Origin of the sequence: Nonomuraea sp. NPDC047529 (assembly GCF_040642995.1) — a bacterium.
GTDB lineage: Bacteria > Actinomycetota > Actinomycetes > Streptosporangiales > Streptosporangiaceae > Nonomuraea.
The window spans coordinates 48238-73798 of record NZ_JBEYTJ010000014.1 but is presented as its reverse complement, the minus strand read 5'-3'; the positions used below and the strand labels follow the sequence as shown (position 1 = coordinate 73798).

23 protein-coding genes are annotated in these 25561 nt (G+C 71.5%); 17 read left to right on the top strand and 6 right to left on the bottom strand.

All coding sequences use genetic code 11. The annotated features are described in order from the left end of the window. Positions 1-149 precede the first annotated feature (149 nt). The 3 genes from ctaD (at position 150) to ABZ815_RS23205 (ending at position 5874) form a co-directional block, all read left to right on the top strand. Positions 150-1883, top strand: a complete 1734-nt coding sequence (gene ctaD, locus ABZ815_RS23215; RefSeq protein WP_357701102.1) for a cytochrome c oxidase subunit I — start codon at positions 150-152, stop codon at positions 1881-1883. Between the two features lie 222 nt (positions 1884-2105). Then, complete coding sequence (locus ABZ815_RS23210; protein WP_357701100.1) at positions 2106-4856, top strand: immune inhibitor A domain-containing protein; 2751 nt, start codon at positions 2106-2108, stop codon at positions 4854-4856. 79 nt (positions 4857-4935) lie between these two features. After that, a complete protein-coding gene (locus tag ABZ815_RS23205; protein ID WP_357701098.1) occupies positions 4936-5874 on the top strand; it encodes a diacylglycerol kinase family protein in 939 nt (312 codons plus the stop codon). Between the two features lies 1 nt (position 5875). On the opposite strand, the gene ABZ815_RS23200 is transcribed toward ABZ815_RS23205, so the two are convergent. Together ABZ815_RS23200 and ABZ815_RS23195 are read right to left on the bottom strand one after the other, a co-directional pair. Beyond that, entirely contained in the window at positions 5876-6718 is an 843-nt protein-coding gene (locus ABZ815_RS23200; protein WP_357701096.1) for an SWIM zinc finger family protein, read from the bottom strand. Between the two features lie 2 nt (positions 6719-6720). Next, entirely contained in the window at positions 6721-9621 is a 2901-nt protein-coding gene (locus tag ABZ815_RS23195) for a DEAD/DEAH box helicase (protein WP_357701094.1), read from the bottom strand. Between the two features lie 79 nt (positions 9622-9700). Here ABZ815_RS23195 and ABZ815_RS23190 point away from each other — a divergent pair, with 79 nt between their 5' ends. The 5 genes from ABZ815_RS23190 to ABZ815_RS23170 are packed head-to-tail and all read left to right on the top strand — an operon-like array spanning position 9701 to position 12313. Then, a complete protein-coding gene (locus ABZ815_RS23190; protein WP_357701092.1) occupies positions 9701-9865 on the top strand; it encodes a hypothetical protein in 165 nt (54 codons plus the stop codon). Between the two features lie 51 nt (positions 9866-9916). Further along, complete coding sequence (locus ABZ815_RS23185) at positions 9917-10297, top strand: phage holin family protein (RefSeq protein ID WP_357701090.1); 381 nt, start codon at positions 9917-9919, stop codon at positions 10295-10297. Then, positions 10294-10929 (top strand): DUF3618 domain-containing protein, encoded by a 636-nt coding sequence (locus ABZ815_RS23180; protein WP_357701088.1) that lies wholly within the window; start codon positions 10294-10296, stop codon positions 10927-10929. Before ABZ815_RS23185 ends, ABZ815_RS23180 begins: the two co-directional genes overlap by 4 nt. Before the next feature lie 2 nt (positions 10930-10931). Next, positions 10932-11870: a YihY/virulence factor BrkB family protein gene (locus tag ABZ815_RS23175; RefSeq protein ID WP_357701086.1), complete on the top strand. Its 939-nt coding sequence runs from the start codon at positions 10932-10934 to the stop codon at positions 11868-11870. Continuing rightward, on the top strand, positions 11867-12313 hold the full coding sequence (locus ABZ815_RS23170; protein WP_357701084.1) for a protease inhibitor I42 family protein: 447 nt from the start codon (positions 11867-11869) through the stop codon (positions 12311-12313). Before ABZ815_RS23175 ends, ABZ815_RS23170 begins: the two co-directional genes overlap by 4 nt. Here the strand turns inward: ABZ815_RS23170 and ABZ815_RS23165 are convergent. Next, positions 12300-12890, bottom strand: a complete 591-nt coding sequence (locus ABZ815_RS23165) for a helix-turn-helix domain-containing protein (protein WP_357701082.1) — start codon at positions 12888-12890, stop codon at positions 12300-12302. The genes ABZ815_RS23170 and ABZ815_RS23165 overlap by 14 nt on opposite strands. A gap of 5 nt (positions 12891-12895) precedes the next feature. Then, positions 12896-14452 carry an MFS transporter gene (locus tag ABZ815_RS23160; protein WP_357701080.1) on the bottom strand — a complete coding sequence of 519 codons (1557 nt, stop codon included), beginning with the start codon at positions 14450-14452 and terminating at the stop codon, positions 12896-12898. A 52-nt stretch (positions 14453-14504) separates the two neighbouring features. Between ABZ815_RS23160 and ABZ815_RS23155 the strand changes: the two genes are divergently transcribed. The 6 genes from ABZ815_RS23155 (at position 14505) to ABZ815_RS23130 (ending at position 19700) form a co-directional block, all read left to right on the top strand. Continuing rightward, entirely contained in the window at positions 14505-15212 is a 708-nt protein-coding gene (locus ABZ815_RS23155; protein WP_357701078.1) for a DUF1838 family protein, read from the top strand. Then, on the top strand, positions 15209-15625 hold the full coding sequence (locus ABZ815_RS23150) for an HIT domain-containing protein (protein ID WP_357701076.1): 417 nt from the start codon (positions 15209-15211) through the stop codon (positions 15623-15625). The genes ABZ815_RS23155 and ABZ815_RS23150 overlap by 4 nt, the downstream gene beginning before the upstream one ends. Positions 15626-15712: 87 nt before the next feature. Beyond that, positions 15713-16891, top strand: coding sequence for a histidine kinase (locus ABZ815_RS23145; protein WP_357701074.1), 1179 nt, complete (start codon positions 15713-15715; stop codon positions 16889-16891). A 109-nt stretch (positions 16892-17000) separates the two neighbouring features. After that, positions 17001-17750 (top strand): LytTR family DNA-binding domain-containing protein, encoded by a 750-nt coding sequence (locus tag ABZ815_RS23140; protein WP_357701073.1) that lies wholly within the window; start codon positions 17001-17003, stop codon positions 17748-17750. Continuing rightward, on the top strand, positions 17747-18193 hold the full coding sequence (locus ABZ815_RS23135) for a hypothetical protein (RefSeq protein ID WP_357701071.1): 447 nt from the start codon (positions 17747-17749) through the stop codon (positions 18191-18193). The genes ABZ815_RS23140 and ABZ815_RS23135 overlap by 4 nt, the downstream gene beginning before the upstream one ends. A 19-nt stretch (positions 18194-18212) precedes the next feature. After that, a complete protein-coding gene (locus tag ABZ815_RS23130; protein ID WP_357701069.1) occupies positions 18213-19700 on the top strand; it encodes a cation acetate symporter in 1488 nt (495 codons plus the stop codon). A gap of 66 nt (positions 19701-19766) precedes the next feature. Here the strand turns inward: ABZ815_RS23130 and ABZ815_RS23125 are convergent, their stop codons facing one another. Together ABZ815_RS23125 and ABZ815_RS23120 are read right to left on the bottom strand one after the other, a co-directional pair. Further along, a complete protein-coding gene (locus ABZ815_RS23125) occupies positions 19767-21092 on the bottom strand; it encodes a hypothetical protein (RefSeq protein ID WP_357701068.1) in 1326 nt (441 codons plus the stop codon). 73 nt (positions 21093-21165) lie between these two features. Then, positions 21166-22158 carry a LacI family DNA-binding transcriptional regulator gene (locus tag ABZ815_RS23120; RefSeq protein WP_357701066.1) on the bottom strand — a complete coding sequence of 331 codons (993 nt, stop codon included), beginning with the start codon at positions 22156-22158 and terminating at the stop codon, positions 21166-21168. An 11-nt stretch (positions 22159-22169) separates the two neighbouring features. On the opposite strand from ABZ815_RS23120, the gene ABZ815_RS23115 reads away from it, so the two are divergent. From ABZ815_RS23115 to ABZ815_RS23105, 3 genes are all read left to right on the top strand, one after another. After that, positions 22170-23348: a PLP-dependent aspartate aminotransferase family protein gene (locus tag ABZ815_RS23115; protein WP_357701064.1), complete on the top strand. Its 1179-nt coding sequence runs from the start codon at positions 22170-22172 to the stop codon at positions 23346-23348. A 165-nt stretch (positions 23349-23513) separates the two neighbouring features. Continuing rightward, positions 23514-23843 carry a DUF485 domain-containing protein gene (locus ABZ815_RS23110; protein WP_357701062.1) on the top strand — a complete coding sequence of 110 codons (330 nt, stop codon included), beginning with the start codon at positions 23514-23516 and terminating at the stop codon, positions 23841-23843. A 17-nt stretch (positions 23844-23860) separates the two neighbouring features. Further along, a complete protein-coding gene (locus ABZ815_RS23105) occupies positions 23861-25480 on the top strand; it encodes a cation acetate symporter (protein ID WP_357701343.1) in 1620 nt (539 codons plus the stop codon). Positions 25481-25561: the final 81 nt, after the last annotated feature.

Sequence of the window (25561 nt, the reverse complement as noted above, 5' to 3'; positions counted from 1 at the left end):
ATAGAAGAAATCCACAGGGGGACCGGTAATCGCCCGGCATGTGGGACACCGCTTCAAAGACGTTCTAAAGAAGCGCTTCCCGTCCGGCGTTGGTTGGCGTGGAATGGACGGCATCGGGCAGGCACAACTCCGCGAAGGAGGGAGCAGCCGTGACGACTGTTCGGGACACCTCGATCGAGCAGGTCAGGCGCCGCCGTACCGGGACCGTCATCGCCTCCTGGCTCTCGACGACCGATCACAAGGTCATCGGGTACCTCTACCTGATCACCTCCTTCGGCTTCTTCCTGGTCGCGGGCATCATGGCCATGATCATCAGGGCCGAGCTGGCGCAGGCCGGCATGCAACTGGTCAACCAGCACGAGTACAACCAGCTGTTCACCATCCACGGCACGGTGATGCTGCTGCTGTTCGCCACGCCGCTGTTCGCCGGGTTCGCCAACGTGGTCATGCCGCTGCAGATCGGCGCGCCCGACGTCGCCTTCCCCCGGCTGAACGCGGTGGCGTACTGGCTGTTCCTGTTCGGCGGGCTCATGGTCCTGGCGGGCTTCCTCACCCCCGGCGGCGCCGCCGACTTCGGCTGGTTCGCCTACACGCCGCTGTCGAACGCGATCCACTCGCCGCAGGTCGGCGGCGACCTGTGGATCATGGGCCTGGTGATGTCCGGGCTCGGCACGATCCTGGGCGCGGTCAACTTCATCTCCACGATCATCGGCATGCGGGCGCCCGGCATGACCATGTTCCGCCTGCCGATCTTCACCTGGAACGTGCTGCTGACCAGCATGCTGGTGCTGATGGCCTTCCCCGTGCTGGCCGCCGCGCTGCTGGTGCTGGAGTCGGACCGCAAGCTCGGCACGCACGTCTTCGACGGCGCCAACGGCGGGCCGCTGCTGTGGCAGCACCTGTTCTGGTTCTTCGGCCATCCCGAGGTCTACATCATCGCGCTGCCCTTCTTCGGCATCATTACCGAGGTGATCCCGGTGTTCAGCCGCAAGCCGATCTTCGGCTACATGAGCCTGATCGGGGCCACGATCGCCATCGCCGGGCTGTCGATGACCGTGTGGGCGCACCACATGTTCGCGACCGGGCAGGTGCTGCTGCCGTTCTTCTCGTTCATGACGTTCCTCATCGCGGTGCCGACCGGGGTGAAGTTCTTCAACTGGGTCGGCACGATGTGGCGGGGTCACCTGTCGTTCGAGTCGCCGATGTTGTTCTCGGTCGGCTTCCTGGTCACGTTCCTGCTCGGCGGCCTGACCGGCGTCATCCTGGCCTCGCCGCCGCTCGACTTCCAGATCAGCGACACCTACTTCGTCGTCGCCCACTTCCATTACGTCGTCTTCGGCACGGTCGTGTTCGCCATGTTCGCCGGCTTCTACTTCTGGTGGCCGAAGATGACCGGCAGGATGCTCGACGACCGGCTCGGCAAGGTGCACTTCTGGACGTTGTTCGTCGGCTTCCACACGACGTTCCTCGTCCAGCACTGGCTCGGCCAGCTCGGCATGCCGCGGCGTTACGCCGACTACAGCGCGGCCGACGGCTTCACCACGCTCAACGAGATCTCCTCGGCCGGGGCGTTCCTGCTCGGCGCCTCGACGCTGCCGTTCCTCTACAACGTCTACAAGACGACCAGGCACGCGCCCAAGGTCACGCTCGACGACCCCTGGGGCTACGGCAACTCGCTGGAATGGGCGACCTCCTGCCCGCCGCCGCGGCACAACTTCACCAGCATGCCGCCGATCCGCTCGGAGCGGCCCGCGTTCGACCTGCACTACCCGCACGAGGACGCCACGCACAAGGACGCCCCGCTCGACGACGAGCCCGCCGTCGAGCCCTCGGTCGAGCCGGACGCCGGCCCCGAGCCACCCCCGGTGCTCGCCTCCGACTGACCTTCCCGGAGGGCCGTGCGGCCGGCATTCCATGATCGCGTTGTCGCGTTTATCCGCGGGCCATTGCGGGCGGTACCGCCGCCGCAATTCTGCTGGTTGAAATGTCGTAGTTTGATCACGTTTCAACAACGTACTTTACGACCCGTTTATCCACCCTCTAGCGTCCGGCATTGCACACCCTATGGCCATGCGCCCGGCGACCCCGGGCAGAGAGGGTACCTGGTGCCAAGCTCAAAGCGCCTGTTAGTCGCGTTCCCGGCGGTCGCCCTCCTCGGCGCCGCGCTGACCGTCCCCGCGGCCCAGGCCACGTCAGTGGCCAACTACCAGCCCACGGCGGCGGACTACTACATCAACTACGCACCTCCGCGGGTCGAGAAGGAGCCGCAGGAACCCGGGCTGAACAAGGGCAAGGCCCGCTCGCTCTCACCGGCGGAGAAGTTCGACAGGAAGTTCGTCACCGGCAACCCCGCCGCGGCCCGCGTTCTGGCCGCCCGGGAGAACCAGGCGATCAGGACCGGCCGCAACCCGGCCGAATGGATCTTCAAGAACTCCAAGCAGGTCAAGACCGCCAAGCTCCTGACCGTGCTGGTCGAGTTCAACGACCAGGCGAACGACGACTTCTCCGGCTTCAACCGGCTGCGCACGACCGACAGCGCGCCGGACGACTGCGTGGTCGAGCCGGCGGGCACGTTCAAGAACGGCCCGCTGCACAACAACATCCCCGACCCCGCGACGCTGCCGAAGAAGGACAACAACTCCTTCTGGCTCAAGGACTTCAGCACCGACCACTTCAACAAGATGCTCTACAGCGACAAGGGCATCACCGAGCGCGTGCGCAAGGACCTCAAGGACCCCCGCGACGGCAAGCCCGGCATCGACATCTCCGGCTACACGATGAAGAAGATGTACGAGGAGCTGTCCAAGGGCGCCTACTCCGTCACCGGCTCGGCCGTCGGCTGGATCAAGGCCCCGCACTCCGAGGCGTACTACGGCGCCGCGGCCTGTGGCGGCCAGCCGCAGGACATGTCGGGTCACCCCAGCAACCCGACCGGCGCGGGCCAGCTCGCCATCGACACGGTCGACGCCCTCGCCAAGGCGCAGCCGAACTTCCCGTGGGCCGACTACGACGTCGAGGACGTGGCCGACTCCGACGGTGACGGCAACTTCGACGAGCCCGACGGCGTCATCGACCACCTGGTCATGGTGCACGCCGGCAAGGACAAGTCCTCCGACGGCGGCGCCGAGGGCACCTACGCCATCTGGGCGCACTCCAGCGCGGTCGCGGGCGGCTACAAGATCCCGGGCAGCGACAAGAAGATCTCCAACTACATCGTGCAGCCCGAGGACTCCGGCGTCGGCGTCTTCGCCCACGAGTACGGCCACGACCTCGGCCTGCCCGACCTGTACGACACCAGCGGCCAGGCCAGCTCCGCGGTGGACTTCTGGGACCTGATGTCCAGCGGCTCCCACTCCGGCCCCATCTTCCAGTCCATGCCCACGCACATGGGCCTGTGGGACAAGTGGGTGCTCGGCTGGGCCAACCCGAAGACGTTCAACCCGGGTGACGCCTCCAGGATCGTCACGGTCGGACAGTCCTCGCGCACACCCAAGCTCACCGAGGACGGCGTCCGGGTGAACCTGGCCTCCACCCCGCTGAAGATGATCGACCCGCACAGCGGCACGAAGGCCTGGTGGTCCAACCTGGACCAGGACTGGGCCAACCAGACCCTGACCCGCGAGGTCCCGGTGCCCGCCGGCTCCGACGTGCGGTTCTGGATGTGGAACAACTACGAGATCGAGCAGGACTGGGACTTCGGCTTCGTGGAGGTCTCGACCGACGGCGGCCAGACGTGGAGCCAGCTCAAGGTGCGCGACGAGGCCGGCAACGAGGTCACCACCCCCGACGGCTACCCGGACCCGAACAAGAACCTCAAGACGTTCGGCAACAAGAAGTACGGGCTCACCGGTGACACCGGCGGCCAGTGGCGGCACGACTACGTCGACCTGACGCCGTACGCCGGCCAGTCCGTCAAGCTGCGTCTGGCCTACAACACCGACGCCGCCTTCGAACCGCGCGGCTGGCACGCCGACGACTTCTCGCTCACCAACGGCGGCACCACCGTCTGGAGCGACGACGTCGAGAACGGCGACAACGGCTGGAAGGCCACCGGCGGCACGTTCACCAACACCAGCGGCCAGGGCTGGACCGTCAACAACGGCTCCCGCGAGATCGCCCGCTTCTACCTCGCCGAGTGGCGCAACTTCGACGGCTTCGACAAGGGCCTGCAGTACGCCTACGACACCAACTACTCCCGCGACGGGGCGTGGAAGGTGGAGAAGGTCAAGTACAACGCGCCCGGCCTGCTGGTCTGGTACCGCGACTCGACCTTCACCAACAACTCGGTGGTCAACAACCTGACCCTGCCGCCGAGCATCGGCTCCAAGGGCAGCCTGCTGGTCGTGGACTCGCACTACGACCCGCTGCGCCGCAACGGCACCGCCGCCCAGAAGGACCCGAGCAGGCACAAGAACCTGGAAGGCCGTACGCAGTCCTCCAACGCGGCCTTCTCCTTCAACAACACCTACCCGCTGAAGGAGTGCCTGGAGGCGCCGGACGAGCCGTTCAGCGAGTACTGCTCCACCATCCCCGCGCTCAAGGGCGTGCCGAACTTCACCGACGCGAAGACCTGGGTTCCGGGCTTCGAGCTGCAGAACGGCTCGCTCTACTACCGTGACTTCGACGCCTCCACGGTGGTGCCGAGCAAGGGCGACCAGCCGTACAGCACCCGCGTGGTGCACGTGGACGGCACCCCCGCCACCGAGCTGTACGGGACCGACCTCGGCGGCGGCCACGTGGCCGGCACCGGCAACCCGGGCGACGAGGGCAAGGCGCTGGGCGTGCAGTTCAAGCTGATCAGCCCGCTGCCGGGCAACCTGGGCGCCATCGTCCAGGTCGTCCCGCCGAAGAAGTAGGGCGACGAGGGGCCGCCGCATCCCGGCGGCCCCTCGTTCCAGCACGGAACGGCGGATCCAGCACCTACGATTGATGACCATGAGCGAACTGCGCACCAAGATCGAGCACACTGAGGCGATCCGGCGGGATCGCCGGGTGGCGGTGGTGGTGAACACTCGCTCACGCCGCGGCCGCCGCCACTACTTCGAGGTCATCGAGCAGCTGCACAACCTGGGGTTCGAGCCGCTGGCCGAGCTGTCGGTCTACAACCCCAAGCGGCTGCGCGACCTGCTCGACACCGCCCTCGCCACCGACCCCGACCTGCTGATCGTGGGCGGCGGCGACGGCACCCTCTCCTCGGCCGTGCGCCACGTCGCCCACCGCGACGTGGCGCTCGGCGTGTTGCCGCTCGGCACCACCAACAACTTCGCCAGGAGCCTCGGCCTGCCGCTCGACCTGGCCGGGGCCATCAGGGTGTTCTCCACCGGCAAGGTCGCCGACATCGACCTCGGCATGGCCGGCGACCGGCCCTTCGCCAACCTGGCCAGCTTCGGCGTCTCGGTCGAGGTGGCCGGCCGGGTCAAGCCGTGGCTCAAGCGCATCGTGGGCCGTCCGGCCTACCCGATGACCGCCCTCACCGTCCTGCCGGGGCACCGGCCCTTCCGGGCGTACATCACCGTCGAGGGGCGGCGGCACGAGCTGCTCACCCACCAGCTCAACATCGCCAACGGCCGATTCCACGGCGGCTGGCAGGTGGCCAAGGACATCAGCATCGACAACGGCATGCTGGTGGCCTACCAGCTCGGCTCCGGCAAGAAGCTGCGCCTGCTCGGCGAGACGCTGCTGCGGGCGACCACCGGCCGCTGGCGCAGCCTGGCGGGCGGCCCGTTCGTGGTCGGCCGGGAGATGCTGCTGGAGACCGACCCGCCGATGGCCGCCGACGTCGACGGCGAGGTGCGCCTGCGCACCCCGATCACGCTGCGCGTGGTGCCCAACGGCGTGCGCGTGATGGTGCCCGACTCCTTCGAGGACAACTGACTCAGCCGCCCAGCGACCGGTAGGCGGGGATGAGCGCGTCCGCCAGGCCGGCGGGCGGCGGGAAGACCCGCGGCAGCAGGTCGGGCGCGTCCGCGGCCGGGCGGCGTTCGGGGCGGTGCGCGGTGGCGCCGGGCGCGTAGAAGTCGGCCAGCCGGTCGGCGAACGGCACGTCGGCCACCTCCAGCGGATCGGGCGCGGGCGGGTCGTCGGCCAGCGAGCCGAGCAGCTGCTCGCGGGTGCGCCCGCGCCAGGCCAGCACCAGGAACGGGTCGTCGTCGAACGACTCGGCCAGCAGGTAGAGCACGGCCGACAGGTGCTTGCACGGGAACCCCCAGTCGGGGCACGAGCACTCCATGTCCAGGTCGCGCGGGAACAGGTCGACGCCCTGCGCGGCGAACAGCTCCTCGATCTCCACCGGCATCTCCCCGGCCAGCAGCCTGGCCCGGTGGACGGCCTGCGCCGCGACGGCCTCCTCCAGCCGCGCCCACACGTCCTCGCCGTAGGCGTCGATCCGCACCACGACGTCGTACGGCGCGGGCCGCGACCCCTGGACGGAGGCCCGTACCAGACCCGCGGACAGGTCGATCGAGAGCACCTGGCCCTTGCGGGCGTAGGCGCGGCCCCGGCCGAGCCGGCCCTTGTCGCAGACGCGTTCCAGGATGTCCACGAAACGCCGGGACCACCAGGCCGAGCCGATGCTGCCGCGCCGCGAGCGGGCCCGCAGGCCGCCCTCGACCTCGACGGGCCCGCCGCCGTCGGGCCGGTCGGGCCGGTCGGGCCGGTCGGGCCGGTTGGGCCGGTTGGGCCGGTTGGGCCGGTTGGGCCGGTTGGGCCGGTTGGGCATGGTCAGGCCCCTCCCGTGAGGCGGAACGCCTCGCGCAGCTCGTCGGTGGACAGGTCGGTCAGCCACTCCTCGCCGGTGCCGACCACCCGCTCGGCCAGGGCCTTCTTGCGCTCGATCATCTGGTCGACGCGCTCTTCGAGGGTGCCGACGCAGATGAGCTTGCGCACCTGGACGTTCCTGCGCTGGCCGATGCGGTAGGCGCGGTCGGTGGCCTGGTCCTCGACGGCCGGGTTCCACCAGCGGTCGACGTGGATCACGTGGCCGGCGGCCGTCAGGTTGAGCCCGACGCCGGCCGCCTTGAGCGACAGCAGGAACAACATCGGCTCGGGGTCGTGCTGGAACCGGTCGACCAGCCGGTCCCTGGTCTTCTTCGGCAGGCCGCCGTGCAGCCACAGGACCGGGCGGCCGAGCCGCTGGGCGAGGTAGGGCTGGAGCATGGTGCCGAACTCGGCGTACTGCGTGAACAGCAGCGCCTTCTCGCCCTCGGCCAGGATCTCCTCGGCCAGCTGCTCCAGCCGGGCCAGCTTGCCCGACCGGCCGGCCAGGCGGGAGCCGTCCTTGAGCAGGTGGGCCGGATGGTTGCAGACCTGTTTGAGCCGGGCCATGGCCGACAGCACCAGGCCGCGCCGCTCGATGCCCTCGCTGTCGTCGATCCTGGCCAGCATGTCGTCGACGACGGCCTGGTAGAGCGTGGCCTGCTCGGGGGTGAGCGGGCACCACTCCTTGACCTCCATCTTCTCCGGCAGGTCGGAGATGACGGACCGGTCGGTCTTGAGACGGCGCAGGATGAACGGGCCGGTCGCCCGCTTCAGCGCCTCGGCGGCCTGCTCGTCCTGGTGGGCCTCGATGGGCTCCTGGAAGCGGGTGCGGAAGCGGGAACGCGGCCCGAGCAGGCCCGGGTTGGCGAACTCCATGATCGACCAGAGCTCGGCGAGGTGGTTCTCGACCGGCGTGCCGGTCAGGGCCAGCCGGGTGCCGGTGGGGATCGACCGTACGGCGCGGGCCTGGAGGGTGCCGCTGTTCTTGATCGCCTGGGCCTCGTCGCACACCACCCGGCGCCACTCGTGCCCGCGCAGGGTCTCCAGGTCGCGGTGGGCGGTGCCGTACGTGGTGATCACCAGGTCGGCCCCGGCGATCCGGGCGGCGTCCCGGCCGGCGCCGTGGTGGACGTAGACCCGCAGCCCGGGGGCGAACCTGGCCGCCTCCCGCTGCCAGTTGCCCACCAGCGACATCGGGCAGACCAGCAGCGTGGGCGTGGCGGCCCGCTCGTGGACGAGCAGCGCCAGCGTGGTGACCGTCTTGCCCAGCCCCATGTCGTCGGCGAGCACCCCGCCGAGGCCCAGCTCCGACAGGAAGCTCAACCACGCCAGCCCGCGCTCCTGGTAGGGCCGCAGCACCGCGTCGAGGCCCGGCGGGGTCGCGAGCGGGACGAGCCGTCGTTCGGCCTGGCCGGACAGCAGGTCGCCGAGCACCCCGTCGGCGTCGACCTCCAGCAGCGGCAGCTCGTCGTCGCCCTGGACGATGTGACGCAGCAGGTCGGCCGCCGCCGCCTCGCCCGCGCGCACCCCCTCCACGGCCCGCAGCGCCGCCTTGAGCTGCCGGTCGTCCAGCTCCACCCATTGGCCGCGGACCCGGACCAGCGGCACCTTGAGCCTGGCCAGCTCGGCCAGCTCCGCCTCGCTGATCGTCTCCTCGCCCACGGCCAGGTCGACGCGGAAGTCGACCAGCTCGCGCAGCCCGAAGCCCTGGCTGACGGCCGCCGTCTGCGGTTTGGTCCTGGTGGTGAGCTTGAGCCCGAGCCGCGTACGGCCCGCCCAGCGCGGCAGCTGCACCCCGAACCCGGCCGCCTGGAGCAGCGGCGCGGCCTGACGCAGGAAGCCGAACGCGCCCGCCGTGTCGAGGGCCAGCTCGCTCGGCTCCGGGACGCGCAGGGCCCGGTCCAGCTCCGGGTAGAGCCGCACGGCCCGGCCGAGCCCGGCCAGCAGCTCGCGTTCCGGCCGGCCGGGCAGGCCCTTCTCGCCGCTCCAGACGCGGGCGGCGGGGACGTACAGACTGGGGTCGTCGGCGGCCTGCAACGCCAGCTCGACCCGCCAGCCGTCGCCCTCGGCCGGTTCGAGCAGGCGGAAGCACACGCGGGTGGCGCCCTCGGCCGCCGTGACGGCCGCCCGCCAGCGGTCCAGCTCCTCGCGCAGCGCGGGGTCGTCGGGGCAGGCCGGGTCGCCGGTCAGCGCGGCCAGCCACCGCTCCCGCGGCGTCCTCGGGCCGGCGACCAGGGGAGCGGCCACAGCCCGCCGGACGAGCGCGTCGGTGAACGCCTCCAGAGCCTGGAGCTGCACGACGGCGGCCGGGCGCTCGGCGGCCCAGGTGCGGCAGGCGGGCGGCATGGCGAGCGCCAGGTCGCGGAAGTAGGCGGCGTCGGCCCCGGTCGGCACGGGCCGCCACAGGGCCAGAGCGCCGCCGTCCTCGGGGCTCCCGGGAATGAGCTGGGGGACGACCCGGCCGCGGCGTACCAGGTCGCGGGCTAGGGCGGCGACGGCGGCCCAGTGGCGCACGGTGGCGGTGGCCTCGCCCGGATGCTCCTCCAGCGCCTGAAGGGCCTCGGCGGGCGGCAGGACCACCGCGGGCACCTCCCACGGCAGCAGCCGCGGCCGGACCACCTCCGTCAGCAGCCCGGTCTCCGGCGAGGGCAGCGGACCCCTGGCCGACCCCGGCAGCAGCAGCTCCAGCACCCTGGACGGCGGCCCGCCCACCCCGAGCCCCGCCACGCCGGCGAGCTCACCCGGCGACGCGGCGAACGGATGGGGACGCGCGCCCGCCCCACGCGGCACGGCGGCGCCGGCACGACCGGGATCCTCACCCCAGAAGGCGAGCCCGTCACCCGCCCAAACCCCGTGTACCAGCACCTCGGCAGATTACCGCCGCCCGCCGGGCGGCCGATCCCGAGGCTTCGCCCAGCCGAACCCGAAGTTGTAGCATGAAGGTATGAATCCTCCCGGATCGTGGTGTGAGCGGCCCGAGCCGCAGGCTCCCTCGTGCGAGCTCCCCTCTCCGTGGAGCAGGCCGAAGCAGCCTGACAACTGGTGCGACGTGCCCAAGTCGCCGGTGGTGTCCGTCCTGGGGTTCCTGCTGAAGGCCGCCAAGAGGTAATAACCGGCGGTCAGCTGGGTAGTCGCCTTCCGCAGCGGAGGAGGCGACGTCGTGAACGATACCCACAAGCTGGTCAGTGATCTCTCCGACCAGGTCTCCAGGCTCGTCAAGGACGAACTGCGCCTGGCCAGGATGGAGCTGGCGGAGAAGGGCAAGCGCGCGGGCTTCGGCGCGGGGCTGTTCGGCGCGGCCGGGATGGCCGCGTTCTTCGGCGGTGCCGCGCTGGTGACCGCCGTCATCCTGCTCCTCGCCCTGGTCCTGCCCGGGTGGGCGGCCGCCGCGATCGTGGGGGCGGTCCTGCTCATCGCCGCCGCACTGCTCGGCCTGACCGGCAAGAACCAGGTGAAACAGGCCGGGCCGCCGGTCCCCGCGGAGACCATCGCGAGCGTCAAGGCCGATATCGACATGGTCAAGGAGAGGGCACGCCGATGAGCGAGACGGATCCCGGATACAGCGAACAGCACGCCGGTGACGTGGGCGCCCGCAGGGCGACCGTCGGCACGCCGACCGAGCGCGAGTCGATCAACGTGCCCCCGACGAGACCCGGGGCGGCGGAGAACGCCAGGCGCGCCGAGCTGGCCCGGCAGGAACACGAGACCTTCATCCCCGAGACCCCCGTGCCCGACGACCGGACCGAGGCGGTGGAGAGCCGCGCGGTCGAGGAGGAGTCGTTGACCGGGGGACGCGGGGAGGACGAAGACGAAGACGAGGAGGACGACGACGTGCGAAAGAGCATCAAGGAAACCAGGAACGAACTGGGCGACACGGTGAGTGCCCTGGCCCACAAGGCCGACCTCAAGGGCCGGGCCGCCGAGGCGGCGGGCACGGCCAAGGGCAAGGTCGCCGAGGTGACCGGCGTGGCCAAGGGCAAGGCCGCGGAGGTGACCGGCGTGGCCAAGGGCAAGGCCGGCGAGGTCGCGGACAAGGTCCGCGAGGCCACCCCCCACCAGGTCAAGGACGCCGCCACGGGGGCGCGGAAGCGTCCCGTGCTGCTGATGGCCGCGGCGGCGGCGGTGACCGCCATCATCGTGCGGAGCCTCAGGAAGCGCAGCAGGACGAAGTAGGCGTGCGTTCCCCAGAAAGACCCGCTGAACTGCCGCGCAGGGCCTGGTGGAGCGTCCTCAGGAGGACCGTCGTCGAGTTCCGGAACGACGGGGTCCAGGATCTCGCGGCAGCGCTCACCTACTACGCCGTCCTGTCCATCTTCCCCGCGCTGATCGTGCTGGTTTCGGTGTTCGGGCTGCTCGGGCGGCGCGACACCGCCAGCCTGGTCGGCAACCTCGTGGTGCTGGCGCCCGACGAGGTGCGTTCCCTGATCGTGTCGGGCGTCCAGTCGGTCCAGCAGAACGCGGCCTCGGCCGGCCTGGTGGCGGTCATCGGCCTGCTGGTCGCGCTCTGGTCGGCGTCGGGCTACATCGGCGCCTTCATCCGGGCCGGCAACACCATCTACGACATCGACGAAGGACGCCCGTTCTGGAAGGTGACCCCGCTCCGGATCGGGCTCACCGTGCTGGCCACCGTGCTGCTGGCGCTCGGCGCGATCTCCGTCGCACTGACCGGCGACCTGGCCAGGACCGTCGGCAGGGCGCTCGGCCTGGGCAGCGCGCTGGTGACCGCCTGGGACATCGTGAAATGGCCGGTGCTCGCGCTCGTCGCGGCCGGGCTGATCATGGTCCTCTACTGGGCCGCGCCGAACGTGCGCCAGCCGGGTGTGCGCTGGATCAGCCCCGGCGGGCTGCTCGCCGTGGTGCTCTGGGTCGTCGTCTCCGGCGGCTTCGCCCTGTACGTGGCCAACTTCGGCTCCTACGGCAAGACCTACGGCACGCTGGCCAGTGTCGTGGTGTTCCTGATCTGGCTGTGGTTGTCGAACATGGCCCTGCTGCTGGGCGCCGAACTGGACGCCGAGCTGATCAGGGAACGCCGGATCGCCGAGGGGGAGCCCGCCGAGCGGGAGCCGTACGTGGAGCCCCGGGACCCGCCGAAGGAGGATAGCCTGCCGGAGTGAAGCGTGGGAGGTTCGTCGTCGCGATCGCCCTGTTGACGTCGGTGTCGACATCGGGCCTGGTGGCCGGCTGCGGCGACGGCTCGGCAGTCAGCGACTTCGGCACGGTGGTCAAGGGCGCCAAGGGCACCACCGTGCGCGCCGAGCTGCGCGCCGGGCAGCGGTTCTCGCTGGCAGTGCCGGACAACCCGTCGGTGGGCGACAACTGGCGGCTGGTGGCGGTGCCCGACGCCAAGGTGGCCTCCTACATCAGCGAGGAGCGCAAGAGCGCCGGCGAGGGCCCCGGCAGCGGCGGCACCGCCTACTTCGTCTTCAACACCAAGAGCCCCGGCAGCGCCCAGATCACGCTGCGCGACTGCTGGCGCTGCGGGCAGGGCTCGACGCCGCCCGACGAGGCGAGCAGGCGGCAGTCGGGCGAGGCGGTCTTCGAGATCACCGTGCGCTGAGCACGGCGCGGCACAGCACGTCGAGCGTGGTCGTCGTGACCACGTCGGCGTCGGCGTCGGTGTCGGCGCCCGCGGCCAGGCGGCGCCGGCCCTCGCCCAGGATGCTCCACCCCAGGTGGGCCACCAGGTCGGGATGCGGCTGGCCGGCCTCGGCGAGCAGGCCGCGCAGCGGCTCGATCATCGTCTCGTGCAGCTGGTCGAGCCGGTGCCGGCACTCGCCGGGCAGGTCGACCGAGGCCACCGCGCGCAGCAGCGCGTAGTCGGGGCTGGTCACGAACGCCAGCGACACGGCGCCGAAGGCGCGCACCCGCTCCTCCAGGCCGCCGTCGCGGGTGGCCGTGACGAGCCGTTCGGCCCACCGGGGGATCGCGTCCTCCACGAGCTGGGACAGGATGTCGGCGGTGGAGGAGAAGTAGCGGTAGACGCTGGAGCGGGCCAGCCCGACCCGCGCGCCCACGGCCGCGGGGGTGAGCCCGGCCGGGCCCTCGGCCACCAGGATCTCCATGGCGGCCGCCAGCAGGGCCGCGTGCTGGCTGGCCCGATGGTCGGCCACCGTCGCCGCGCTGATCCTCGGCACCGGGCTCACTCCTCCTCGCGTCGTCTCCTCCCAGTATCGGGCAGCAGGAACGTCGCCCCGACGCCGCCGAACAGCACGATGCCGGTCACGATCGTGACCCGGCGGGTGGCGTCCGCGCCCGCCGCGACCGCGGCGGCGTGGTCGGCGGGCTCCCTGATCGCCGCGATGGCCGCGCCGCCGCTCTCCCGTACGGCGTGCCCGAGGGCGGGCTTGTCCGGCAGGCGTTCGGCCATCGCCGCGTCCAGGCCGGTGACCAGGACGGCACCCAGCACCGCGATGCCGACGGCGGCGCCCAGTTGGCGGATCGTGCTCTGGAGCCCGGAGGCCACCCCCGAGCGGCGGGCGGGGACGTCGGCGAGCATCACGTTCGGGAGCTGGGCCGAGGCGAAGCCGACGCCGACTCCGTACAGGACGAGCCAGGGGACCAGCGTCCACGGGCCGAGCGAGGGGGAGACGGCCAGGCCGATGGCGATCGCGCCGGCGGCCTCCAGCGCGAGCCCCAGCCGCACGATCAGCCTGGGCGCCAGGTTGAGCCGGGGGACGACGCCGCCCGCCAGGAACGTGCCCCCGGCCAGCGAGGCGATGATCAGGCCGGTGGTGAACGCGGTGAACCCCATGGCCGCCTGGAGGAACAGCGGCAGCACCAGGATCAGGCCGAACTCGCCGAGCGTGATGATCATCGCGGCGGCGCCGCCGTACCTGAAGGAGGGGATGGAGAACAGGGACAGGTCCAGCACGACCGGGCGGCCGGCCCGCGCCCGCGCGCGCTCGACCAGCAGCAGCGCCACCAGCGCGAGCACCGCGAGCGCGAAGGCGAACGGGATCGGCGAGACGCCGCCGAGCGGCCAGGTCCATCCGAACAGGGTGGCCTCGCCGGTCGGCGTGAACCAGCCGTAGCGCTGGCCCTCGATCAGCCCGAACACCAGCGCGGCCGGGCCGATCACCGACAGCAGCACGCCGGGGACGTCCGAGCCGCCCGCCGCCGGGTCCTTCGACTCGGGCACCTTTGCCGCGCCGAGCAGCACGAGCAGGCCGATCGGCAGGTTCACCCAGAACGCCCACCGCCAGCCGAAGTCGGTCACCACCCAGCCGCCGAGCAGCGGGCCGAGCGCGGCCATGCCGCCGATGATCGAGCCCCAGACGGCGAAGGCGATCGTCCGGCGCGAGCCCGTGTAGAGGGAGTTGATGATCGCCAGCGTCATCGGGACGACCATGGACGCTCCCACTCCCTGGACGACCCGGGCGGCGATGAGCAGCGCGCCGGTCGGCGCGGCGGCGGCCAGCATGCTCGCGGCCAGGAACACCACCAGCCCGGCGGCGAACATCCGGCGCCTGCCGTGCACGTCGCCGGTCCGGCCGAGGGGGATGAGCAGGGCGGCGAAGGCCAGCGAGTAGATCGAGTTCACCCATTCGACGTCCGTGGCCGACAGCCCCAGATCGCCCATGATCGCGGGGACGGCGACGTTCACGATCGTCGCGTCGATGATGATCATCGACATCCCGACGCCGAGCACGAACAGCGGGAGCCAGCTCTGCCGGGTCCGCTCATTTAGCGACACCATGTCCCTAAAGATAGCAACATGCTGTCGCGAAACAAGGGGTAAGCTCCGGATCATGGACTTCATCCGGGTGCGTGCCTCGGCCGACGGCGCCGAGACGATCTCGTATTGGACCGGCGACGTCTACGGCTGGCAGGACGACGACGGCCCCCACCACCTGTTCGGCTTCGAGGGGCTGAACGTGGCGCGGGCGCGTCCGGCGGACGGCGGCTGGGAGTTGCTGACCAGGGAGGCGGCGCTCTACCTCGACCCGAGGACCAGGGAACCGCTCGACGTGTGGGACAACCCGCTCACCGGGCGGTCCGTGGAGGTGATGCACGTCTTCAACGACCCGGTCAACCAGCGGCTCGGGGCGTATCCGGTGCCGGTGACGCGGTTGGGGGAGCAGGTGGTCTTCAACGCCGATATCCGCCTTTCTTACCCTTCACCGCTTCCTGTCGCGAAATATCCGGATAACTCGGCTCGGGACATGTACCGGGCGCTGGAGCTGTTCCAGTTCTTCGCCTCCGCCGCCGACGTCGAGTCCGGGATGCCCGACGTGCCGGCGGTCTTCTCCTGGTGCCGGGTCTCGCCCTGGCTGCCCTGGATGGCCATGGGACAGCGTCCGGGCGGGCTGGTCTACCACTGCAGGGGCGCCAAGGTCGCCGACGTGCCCCAGCGCCTGCGCGACCGCGTCGGCGAGCACTTCCTGCACGCCCCCACCGAGTGGACGGCGCCCAACATGACGAGCTGGACGGCCTTCGCCGATAAGGTCGGCCGGTGAGCACCGACCTGTTCTGCGAGATCGTCGCGGGTGAGCGTCCCGCGTACGTGGTGAGCGCCGACGAGGTGGCCGTCTCCTTCCTCGACACCCGGCCGGTCTTCAAGGGGCACGTGCTCGTCGTGCCCCGGGTCCACGTCGAGACGCTGGCCGACCTCGCCGACGTGGGGCCGTTCTTCGCGCGCGTCCAGGCCGTGGCCAGGGCCGTGGAGGAGGGGCTGGAGGCGGCCGGCACGTTCGTGGCGATGAACAACCGGGTCAGCCAGAGCGTGCCCCACCTGCATGTGCACGTCGTGCCGCGCAACCGCAAGGACGGCCTGCGCGGCTTCTTCTGGCCGCGCACCACGTACGAGTCCGCGCAGGAGGCCGAGTCGTACGCGGCGGCCGTCGCCAAGGCGCTGACGGCGGCGGAATGAGCGCCGTGGGGGAGTGCGGGCCGGTGGGGGAGTGCGGGCCGCAGGCGGGGTCGGGGCCGGGAGGCGGGGGCGCTAGGCTCGGGGCGCGTGGAGTACCTGGTCGGCGTCGCCGTCGTGGCCGTGCTCGTGGGCGTGCCCGCGATCGTGCTCTGGCGCGTCATGCGGGGCCGTCGCGAGCTGGGCACGAGCCCGGCCGAGCGGGCCACGTTCGAGACCCTGCACACCGCCTCCATGGCCGGCCCGCCGCTGCGGGCCGGGCTGACCGCCGAGGGCGCCGAGCGCGCCTCCCGCCACCTGCGCGCGCTCCTCGGCTCGGCCGCGCTCGCGATCACCGACCGCGAGCGCCTGCTCGTCTACGACGGCGCCGGCGACCACCACGCCGCCCAGGCGTTCGAGCACGCCGCCGCCACCCTGGAGGACGGCCGCACCCAGGTGCTCACCATCGACTGCGAGCTGCTCGAATGCCCGATCCGGCACGCCGTCGTCGTGCCGCTCACCACCGACGACCGGCTCGTCGGCGCGCTGGCCGCCTACGGGCAGAACGCCTCGGCCGGGCTGGTCAGGGCCGCGCAGGAGGTGGCCGGCTGGGTGAACTCGCAGCTCGAACTGGCCGAGCTCGACCGCTCGCGCACGCTGCTCATGGAGGCCGAGGTCCGGGCCCTGCGCGCGCAGATCTCGCCGCACTTCATCTACAACTCGCTCACCACGATCGCCTCCTTCGTCCGTACGGACCCCGAACGCGCCCGCGAGCTGCTGCTGGAGTTCGCCGACTTCACCCGCTACTCCTTCCGGCGGCACGGCGAGTTCACCACGCTGGCCGAGGAGCTGCACTCGATCGAGCGCTACCTCACCCTTGAGCACGCCAGGTTCGGCGACCAGTTGCAGGTCACCCTGCGCATCGCGCCCGAGGTGCTGCCGGTCGCGGTGCCGTTCCTGTGCCTGCAGCCGCTCGTCGAGAACGCCGTACGGCACGGCCTGGAGAGCCGCAACGGCGTCGGCCGCATCACGATCATCGCCGAGGACGCCGGCGCCGAGTGCCGCATCAGCGTCGAGGACGACGGGCTCGGCATGGACCCCGAACGGCTGCGCCGCATCCTGGCCGGCGAGATCGCCCCCACCGGCGGCGTCGGCCTGGCCAACGTGGACGAACGGCTGCGCCAGGTCTACGGCGACGAGTACGGCCTGGTCGTCGAGACCGGACCGGGCGCGGGCACGAAGGTCAACGTGCGCCTGCCGAAGTACCACCCCGGCGTCTCGGCCCGCTGACCCGCCCCTCACACACACCTGCCCCCACCTGTGACCCTGCCGTGACGGCCTTGACGTTTGGTGCCGGTTTCATCACTGTCTAATGCATTCGAGGTGTGAGGAGTCACGTGTGACCGGGCTGCGCGTCCTGGCGGTGGACGACGAGCTACCCGCACTTGAGGACCTGTCCTACCTGCTCCGCGCCGACGCCCGCATCGGCGAGGTGATGACGGCGCGCGACGGGGCGGCCGCGCTGCGCCTGCTGGACCGGGGCATCGCCGAGGGCCGCCCGATCGACGCCGTCTTCCTCGACATCCGCATGCGCGGCCTGGACGGCGTCGTGCTCGGACGGCTGCTGTCGCAGTTCGCCAACCCGCCGCGGGTCGTGTTCGTCACCGCGTACGAGGAGCACGCGGTGGACGCCTTCGAGATCAAGGCCGAGGACTACCTGCTCAAACCCGTACGTCCGGAACGGCTGGCCGAGGCCATCAGGCGCGTGGCGGTCTCGGCCGACGTGCCCGCCGAGACCGGTGAGACCGACACGATCCCCGTCGAGCTGGGCGGTGTGACCAGGTTCGTCTCCAGCGCGGACGTCCTCTACGTGGAGGCCCAGGGCGACTACGCGCGGCTGCACACCGCGACCGGCAGCCACCTCGTCCGCATCCCGCTCGCCACGCTGGAGGAACGCTGGGCGCCGGCCGGGTTCGTCCGGGTGCACCGCAGTCATCTGGTCGCCGTCAGGCACATCGAGGAGCTGCACATCGACTCGGGCCGGTGCAGTGTCCGGGTGGGCGACACCGAGCTGCCGGTGAGCCGGCGGCACACCCGCGAGCTGCGCGACCTGCTGGTCCGCCGGGCCAGGAAGGGCAGGACGGAATGACCTCCGACCCCCGTCCGGGGCGCCCCGCCGGGGCGCCGCGCACCGACGCCGCCCGCCGCATGGACGCCTTCCGCCGGTCCGAGACGCCGCGCCGGGTCAGCGTCACCAGCCCGCGCGCCGCCGCCCGCCGTCCCCGCTACCCGGCCACCAGGGAGATCGACGAGCAGACCCGCCTCGGCGAGGTCTACATGCGCTCCCTGCTGCGCACCCAGTTCCGGCTCGCCCTGTTCGTCTGCACCGTGCTGGCCTGCGTGGTCGGCGGCCTGCCGCTGCTGTTCCTGCTCATCCCCGAACTGCGCGAGGTGGACGTCCTCGGCGTCTCCCTGCCGTGGGCGGTGCTGGCCGGGCTCATCTACCCCGCCTTCGTCATCGGCGCCTGGCTGTACGTCCGCCAGGCCGAGCGCAACGAACGCCACTTCGCCGAGCTGGTGGAACGCCGGTGACCGGCGCTGAGGGCCCGTCGTGAGCCTCGCCGCGGTGGTCGTCGTGATGGCCGCGGCCGTGCTCATCGGCGCGTACGGCATCAGGTTCTCCCGCACCACCTCCGACTTCTACGTCGCCTCCCGGACCGTCAGCCCCCTGTGGAACGCCTCGGCCATCGGCGGCGAGTACCTGTCGGCGGCCTCCTTCCTCGGCGTCGCCGGGCTGATCCTGTCCTACGGCGTGGACATGTTGTGGCTGCCCGTCGGGTGGACCGGCGGCTACCTGGTGCTCCTGGTGCTGGTGTCGGCGCCGCTGCGGCGCTCGGGGGCGTACACGCTGCCCGACTTCGCCGAGGCCAGGCTGGAGTCGATGACCGTGCGCAGGACGGCCAGCGTGCTCGTCGTCCTGATCGGGTGGCTGTACCTGATGCCGCAGTTCCAGAGCGCCGGGCTGGTGCTGCGCACGATCACCGGCGCGCCGGTGTGGGCCGGCGGGCTGCTGGTCGCCGGCGTGGTGGCGGTGAACGTGCTGTCCGGCGGCATGCGGTCGATCACGTTCGTGCAGGCGTTCCAGTACTGGCTCAAGCTGACCGCGCTGGCCGTGCCGCTGGTGTTCCTGCTGCTGGCCTGGAAGGGCGACGGCGCGCCCGCCCTCAGCGTCCAGGACGCGGTCACCTGGCAGATGCCGCTGGCCGGGGCCAAGGAGTACGGGCTCTACTCGACGTACTCGCTGATCCTGGCCACGTTCCTCGGCACGATGGGCCTGCCGCACGTGCTCGTGCGCTTCTACACCAACCCCGACGGACGGGCCGCGCGCCGGACGACGCTGGTCGTGCTGACCCTGCTCGGCGCGTTCTACCTGCTGCCCGCCCTGTACGGCTGGCTCGGCCGCCTCTACGCCCCCGACCTCGTGCGTACCGACGCCGTCGTGCTCACGCTGCCCAGCCGCATGATCGGCGGCACGCTCGGCGACCTGCTGACCGCGCTGGTGACGGCGGGGGCGTTCGCGGCCTTCCTGTCCACCTCGTCCGGGCTGACCGTGTCCGTCGCCGGGGTGATCGCGCAGGACCTGCTGAAGGGCGGGGTGCGCTCGTTCAGGATCGCCACGCTCATGGCGGTCGCGGTGCCGCTGGCGCTGGCGCTCTGGGCGCGGGCGCTGCCGGTCGCGGACGTCGTGGGGCTGGCGTTCGCGGTGGCCGCCTCGTCGTTCTGCCCGCTGCTGGTGCTGGGCATCTGGTGGCGGCGGCTCACCACGACCGGGGCGCTGGCGGGACTGTTCGTGGGGGGCGGGCTGGCGTGCGCGGCCGTGCTCGTCACGATCACCGGCGGGCCGTACGAGGGGCTGCCGGGGGCGCTGCTGGCCCAGCCGGCGGCCTGGACGGTGCCGATCGCGTTCACGGTGATGGTGTCGGTGTCGTTCCTGACGCCGCACCGCGTACCGCCGGGGGTGGCCCGCACGATGGTCCGCCTCCACACCCCGGAGAACCTGGACCTGGACCGCGGCGACTGGCACCCCCGCTCCCCCTGACCCGTTGGGGACGGCCTTCCGAGCCTTCCCGGTGCTCTGGGACGCGAGCCGGTGCGCCTCCTCGGCTCACGACCAGCCTGCGGCGACGCCTCCCAACCGCTCCGACGCCACCCTGTTCCCACTCGCACCCTCGTTCTCCGCCACGGTCCCAGCCCCGCTTCCGGCCCCGGCCTTGGTGGCGGGTTCGGTTGCGCGGTCGTGTCCGGCCGGGGCCTCGCGGGTGCTTCGCGCGTGCCGAGGAAGCCGGGCCTGGTCGTGGGGCCGGCCGCTCTGTGGCGGCGGGTCCAGGCCGGGGCGGTACAGGGCGGGGCCGGGTGGGGTCGGGGCGCGGCCGGGGCGTGGTTGGGCCGAGCCTTGCGGTGTCCGGTCGTGATGGGGTGGTGCGTGTGGGGGAGGGCCGGGTTGGGCCGGTATCCGGTGGGCGAGGCTCGGGTGGGGCGGCTCAGGCGGTGGAGGGTCCAGGCCCGGACGCGGGCTGACGTCGGTGGGCGGGGTCTTGGAGCGACCGGGGCCCGGGTCCTGGGCGGAGGGCCGAGGTCGGCGGGAGAGGCCGTCCGTGGGAGACGGCCGGGCGGTCCGGCCGGGACGCTGAGCGCGCGTGCCGTACTGCGTGGTGCCGGCAGGCTCGTGCGGGGTGATGTCGGAGGGATCGTCCGGGGTGGTTCCCTCGTCGGGGGCGAAGTACGGTCTCGTGGGAGGCGTCGGGCGGGGGACGTCGCCGTGCCGGGTGGCCTGTTCGGTCATGGGTCTGGCGTCCGTGCCCGCGTGGGTTTCGACGTCGAGCACCTCGTGCCCGGGGACGGTGTGCAGGGGCTCCTCGACCGGGGGCGGGTGGTGGACGGTCCGGCCGGTGGCCGCTCCCAGGTCGCCCGCGTGCTTGCGGCCCGGTCGCCAGGAGGGGGCGCCGCCTCTCGGCCAGTCCCGCGGCGTCCCGCCCTCGCGTGCCCGGTCGACGCCCGTCCCGGGCTCTCGTGCCCGGCCCATGGCCGCTCCGGCTTCATGGGCCGCCGACGCAGGCGTTCCCGGGGCGGACGTGCCCGCGGTGCGCAGGGCGTGGCGGGGCAGGGAAGCGGGGAGGTGGTCCAGGAAGTGGGGGTCGGCGTCCAGGAGGCGGTCGATGAGGTGGGCCACGTCGTCCAGCCGTATCCGGAGCGTCGCTCGCGCCCGGGTGCCGCCGAGCCGCGCGTGCAGGTCCTCGCCCTCGACGTCGAGCTCCTCCACCCGTACCTCGGAGATCTCCAGGCGGACGTCGGGAGCGCCCGGCCCCGTCGAGGTGTCGCGCGCCCGCGGCAGCCGCCCGTCGGGGCTCGGGCAGGCGGGCGCGGAGGCGTCGGAGCCGAGCGCCCGCTCCTCGGGCGTACGGTCGTCGCGGTGCGGGCTGCTCTCGGACATGACCTGCGATTACCCCTCGCGTATCCCCTCAGGCCCCGACATGTGGGGACTTGGGGGAGGTTTGACCAGAAGGTCAGGGAGGCGGGAGCTCCCCGGACCCCCGGGCGACCAGCTCGACGGGCACCCTGATCCGGCGCGGCTCGCGTACGGGATCCAGCAGCAGCTCCACCGCCCCGCGCGCCAGGCGGCCGATGTCGTAACGCACCACCGTCACGCCGGGGCTGAACAGGTCCGCCAGCGCGAAGTCGTCGAACCCCACGTACGCCGGCCGCTCGGGACGCCCCCGCAACGCCTGCAGGACGCCGATCGCCGCCCGGTTGTTCGTCGCGAAGAACGCCGTCGGCGGGTCGGGCAGGCCGAGCAGCCGCCCCACCTCGTACGACACCCGCCCCGGATCGAACACCCCCCGCACCACCAGCGCCTCGTCGGCCGCCACCCCCGCCGCGCCGAGCGCCGCCCGGTAGCCGCGGGCCCGGTCGTGCACCGAACTCAGCCCGTCGTCGTCGGAGATCAGCGCGATGCGGCGGTGCCCGTGGGCGAGCAGGTGCGCGGTCGCGGTCCGGCCGCCGCGCTCGTCGTCCAGCATGACGACGTCGGCGTGGTCGAGGCCGCGCGGGACGCGGTCGACGAAGACCGTGCGCGGGCCGCCGTGCTCGGCCAGCCACGCGTGGTCGGCCGGCGACGGCACGACGATCAGCGCGTCCACGCCCCGCGCGTGCATCGACTCGATCAGCATGCGCTCCTTGTCCGGCCGCTCCTCGTACGAACCGAACACCACCAGCGCCTCCTGCTCGGCCGCCGCGGCCTCCACCGCGGCGGCGAGACGGGCGTAGAACTCGTTGGAGATGTTCTCCATGACCAGGCCGAGCGTCAGCATGGTCGCGCCGCGGGCCAGCCGGGCGGCGGCCTCGTTGCGGCGGAAGCCGAGCGCGCTGATCGCGTCGTGCACGCGCTGCTGGAGCGACGCCCGGACGTGCGGCTCCTGGTTGACCACGCGGGACACGGTCTTCAGGCTGACGCCCGCGTGCCGGGCGACGTCCGCCATGGTGGGTTTCCGGTTTGTCATAGTCTCCCCCCATGGAGGATGAATGGATCTGCGGCCGGATGGGCGAGGACGAGCCGTGGACGCTGGGCGCGGTGAACCCGCCGGTGTTCGAGAACTCGTTGTTCACCTTCGCCACGGCGGCCGAACTGGGAGCCGCGATCCGCGACGAGGACGAGCGGTACGTCTACGGCCGCGGCACCAACCCGACCGTCGACGTGGCGCAGCGCAAGCTGGCCGCGCTGGAACGCGGTGAGCGGGCCAAGTGCTTCGGCTCGGGGATGGGCGCCATCTCGGCGACGATCTCCTCGCTGGTCTCCGCCGGTGACCATGTGCTGGTGCTCGGCGCGGTGTACGGGCCGACCACGCAGTTCCTGCGCTACCTGGAGAAGTTCGGTGTCACGCATACGCACGTCGACGACCTCGCGGGATGTGACAGCGCTATCAGGGCGAGCACGCGCCTACTCTACTTCGAGTCGCCCTCCTACATGGCGTACGAGATCGTGGACATCGCGGGGGTGGCCGACTGGGCGCGCGGGCGCGGGCTGGTCACCGTCATGGACAACACCTGGTCCACCCCCCTGTTCCAGAAGCCGCTGACGCTCGGCGTGGACCTGGTCGTGCACTCGCTGTCGAAGTACGTCGGCGGGCACAGCGACCTGGTCGGCGGCGTGGTGGTCGGGCCGTCCCGGCTGATCCGGCCGCTGGCGCTGACGGAGTACCAGCTCTACGGCGCGGCCATGTCGCCGCACGACGCGGCCAAGGTGATCAAGGGGCTGCGCACGCTGCCCGTCCGGATGGCCGCCCACCAGGAGCGGGGGCTCGCGGTGGCGGCGTTCCTGGAGGGGCATCCGGCCGTACGCGCGGTGAACCATCCGGGGCTGCCCTCCCATCCCGGCCACGCGATCGCGTCGCGCCAGATGTCCGGCTTCTCCAGCCTGTTCAGCATCGAACTCGCCACCGACGATCGCCAACAAGCCGCACTTTTTCTCGATAAATTGCGACATTTCAGGATTGGTGTTTCCTGGGGTGGCTTCGAGAGCCTGGTCAACGCGCCCGCCCTCACCATCGAGGAGAGCGTACGGGCCACCATGGGCATCCCCGTCGGCCTGGCCCGCCTGTCGATCGGCCTGGAGCCCGCCCAGACCCTGATCGAGGACCTGGCCCAGGCTCTGGACGCCCTGCCCGGCAACGCGGGCCCGATATCGGGGTGAACGGAATACCCGACCGCTCATCGCGCTGAACAGACCTTTCACCGCAGGCCATCCCCAACTAATCGCGGTACGCGAGCGGCTCGCCGAACAGCGCCCCCGCGGCTCTCCACGACGGGTAGGTTGCGCTCTTACGTTGGGCGTGATCCGCATCACAGTGGAGGTCTCGTGACGACCAGAGAACATGACGCGTCTGTCTATGAACAGGTACAGGAGAGCACTGAGTTCCAGGAGTTGAAACGGCGTTTCCGCCGCTGGACCTTCCCCATGACGGTGGCCTTCCTGCTGTGGTACCTGCTGTACGTGGTGCTGTCCGGCTGGGCCCGTGACTTCATGGGCATCAAGTTGCTCGGCGACATCAACGTCGGGCTGGTCTTCGGGTTGTTGCAGTTCGTCTCGACGTTCCTCATCGCGTGGGCGTACGCGCGGCACGCCGAGAGGAAGCTCGACCCGATCGCCGACAAGCTCCGCCACGAGGTCGAGGAGAAGACGCAGTGAGCTCTACGACGCTGGGGATGATCCTCTTCCTCACCTTCGTCGCCGGCACCCTGGCCATCACGTTCTGGGCCAGCCGCCAGACCAAGACGGCCGCCGACTACTACGCCGGCGGCCGGTCCTTCAGCGGCGTCCAGAACGGCCTGGCGATCGGCGGCGACTACATGTCGGCCGCCTCCTTCCTCGGCATCGCCGGCATCATCGCCGTCTCCGGCTACGACGGATTCCTCTACTCCATCGGCTTCCTGGTCGCCTGGCTGGTGGCGCTGCTGCTGGTGGCCGAGCTGATGCGGAACTCCGGCAAGTTCACCATGGCCGACGTGCTGGCCTTCCGGATGAGCCCGCGTCCGGTGCGCACGGCGGCGGGCGTGTCCACGATCGTGGTCAGCATCTTCTACCTGCTGGCCCAGATGGTCGGCGCGGGCGCGCTGGTCGGCCTGCTGCTCGGCATCACCAGCGAGGCCGGCAAGGTCTGGACGATCATCGGCGTGGGCGCCCTGATGATCGTCTACGTGGTCTTCGGCGGCATGAAGGGCACGACCTGGGTCCAGATCGTCAAGGCCGTGCTGCTGATGACCGGCGCCGCGCTGGTGACGCTGATGGTGCTGGGCAAGTACGGCTTCAACCTCTCGTCCCTGCTAGGCGAGGCCGCCGCCACCAGCGGCCCGAAGGCCAACCCGGGCAACTTCCTCATCCCGGGCCTGAAGTACGGCACCGAAGCCCAGGGCCTGGCGGGCAAGATCGACCTGATCAGCCTCGGCCTCGCGCTGGTGCTCGGCACGGCTGGCCTGCCGCACATCCTCATCCGCTTCTACACCGTCCCGACCGCCAAGGACGCCCGCAAGTCCGTCCTGTGGGGCATCGGCATCATCGGCGTGTTCTACCTGCTGACGCTGGTGCTCGGCTTCGGCGCGGCGGCGATCGTCGGCAAGACCGACATCCTCAAGGCCGACAAGGCGGCCAACACCGCCGCCCCGCTGCTCGCCGAACGTATCGGCGCCCAGATGTTCGGCGACGTCGGCGGCACGATCCTGCTCGCGCTCATCGGCGCCGTCGCCTTCGCCACGATCCTGGCCGTCGTCGCGGGCCTGACCCTGGCCTCCTCCTCCAGCTTCGCCCACGACCTGTACGCGCACGTCTTCAAGCGCGGCGGCGCCAGCGAGCGGCAGGAGGTCGTCGTGGCCCGCGTCTCGGCCCTGGTCATCGGCGCCATCGCGATCGGCCTCGGCATCCTGGCCCAGGGCCAGAACGTGGCGTTCCTGGTCGCCCTGGCCTTCGCCATCGCGGCCTCGGGCAACCTGCCGGCGATCCTCTACAGCCTGTTCTGGAAGCGGTTCAACACGGCGGGCGCGGTCGCGGCCATCTACGGCGGCCTCGGCTCGGCGCTGATCCTGGTGATCTTCTCGCCGGTGGTCTCGGCCCCGCCGCCGCCCGCGGGCGGCGCGGTGACCGCGCTGATCCACGGCGTGGACTTCCACTGGTTCCCGCTGAGCAACCCGGGCATCGTCTCGATCCCGCTCGGCTTCCTGTTCGGCTGGCTGGGGACGATCCTCAGCAAGGAGTACAACGCCGCCAAGTACGCCGAGATCGAGGTGCGCTCGCTGACCGGCGTGGGCGCCGAGAAGGCCACCGAGCACTGACCCACCCCCCCCGCGTGAACGGGGCCCGGCCTGTCACCGGCCGGGCCCCGTTCACGTGCGTACGGCAGGGGGAGGCGCGCG

Excerpts from the sequence above, each read along its gene's own strand:
- ABZ815_RS23205 (WP_357701098.1), top strand. The coding sequence starts at position 4,936 with ATGAGCGAACTGCGCACCAAGATCGAGCACACTGAGGCGATCCGGCGG.
- ABZ815_RS23200 (WP_357701096.1), bottom strand. The coding sequence starts at position 6,718 with ATGCCCAACCGGCCCAACCGGCCCAACCGGCCCAACCGGCCCAACCGG.
- ABZ815_RS23190 (WP_357701092.1), top strand. The coding sequence starts at position 9,701 with ATGAATCCTCCCGGATCGTGGTGTGAGCGGCCCGAGCCGCAGGCTCCC.
- ABZ815_RS23180 (WP_357701088.1), top strand. The coding sequence starts at position 10,294 with ATGAGCGAGACGGATCCCGGATACAGCGAACAGCACGCCGGTGACGTG.
- ABZ815_RS23160 (WP_357701080.1), bottom strand. The coding sequence starts at position 14,452 with ATGGTGTCGCTAAATGAGCGGACCCGGCAGAGCTGGCTCCCGCTGTTC.
- ABZ815_RS23155 (WP_357701078.1), top strand. The coding sequence starts at position 14,505 with ATGGACTTCATCCGGGTGCGTGCCTCGGCCGACGGCGCCGAGACGATC.
- ABZ815_RS23135 (WP_357701071.1), top strand. The coding sequence starts at position 17,747 with ATGACCTCCGACCCCCGTCCGGGGCGCCCCGCCGGGGCGCCGCGCACC.
- ABZ815_RS23125 (WP_357701068.1), bottom strand. The coding sequence starts at position 21,092 with ATGTCCGAGAGCAGCCCGCACCGCGACGACCGTACGCCCGAGGAGCGG.
- ABZ815_RS23120 (WP_357701066.1), bottom strand. The coding sequence starts at position 22,158 with ATGACAAACCGGAAACCCACCATGGCGGACGTCGCCCGGCACGCGGGC.
- ABZ815_RS23115 (WP_357701064.1), top strand. The coding sequence starts at position 22,170 with ATGGAGGATGAATGGATCTGCGGCCGGATGGGCGAGGACGAGCCGTGG.
- ABZ815_RS23105 (WP_357701343.1), top strand. The coding sequence starts at position 23,861 with ATGATCCTCTTCCTCACCTTCGTCGCCGGCACCCTGGCCATCACGTTC.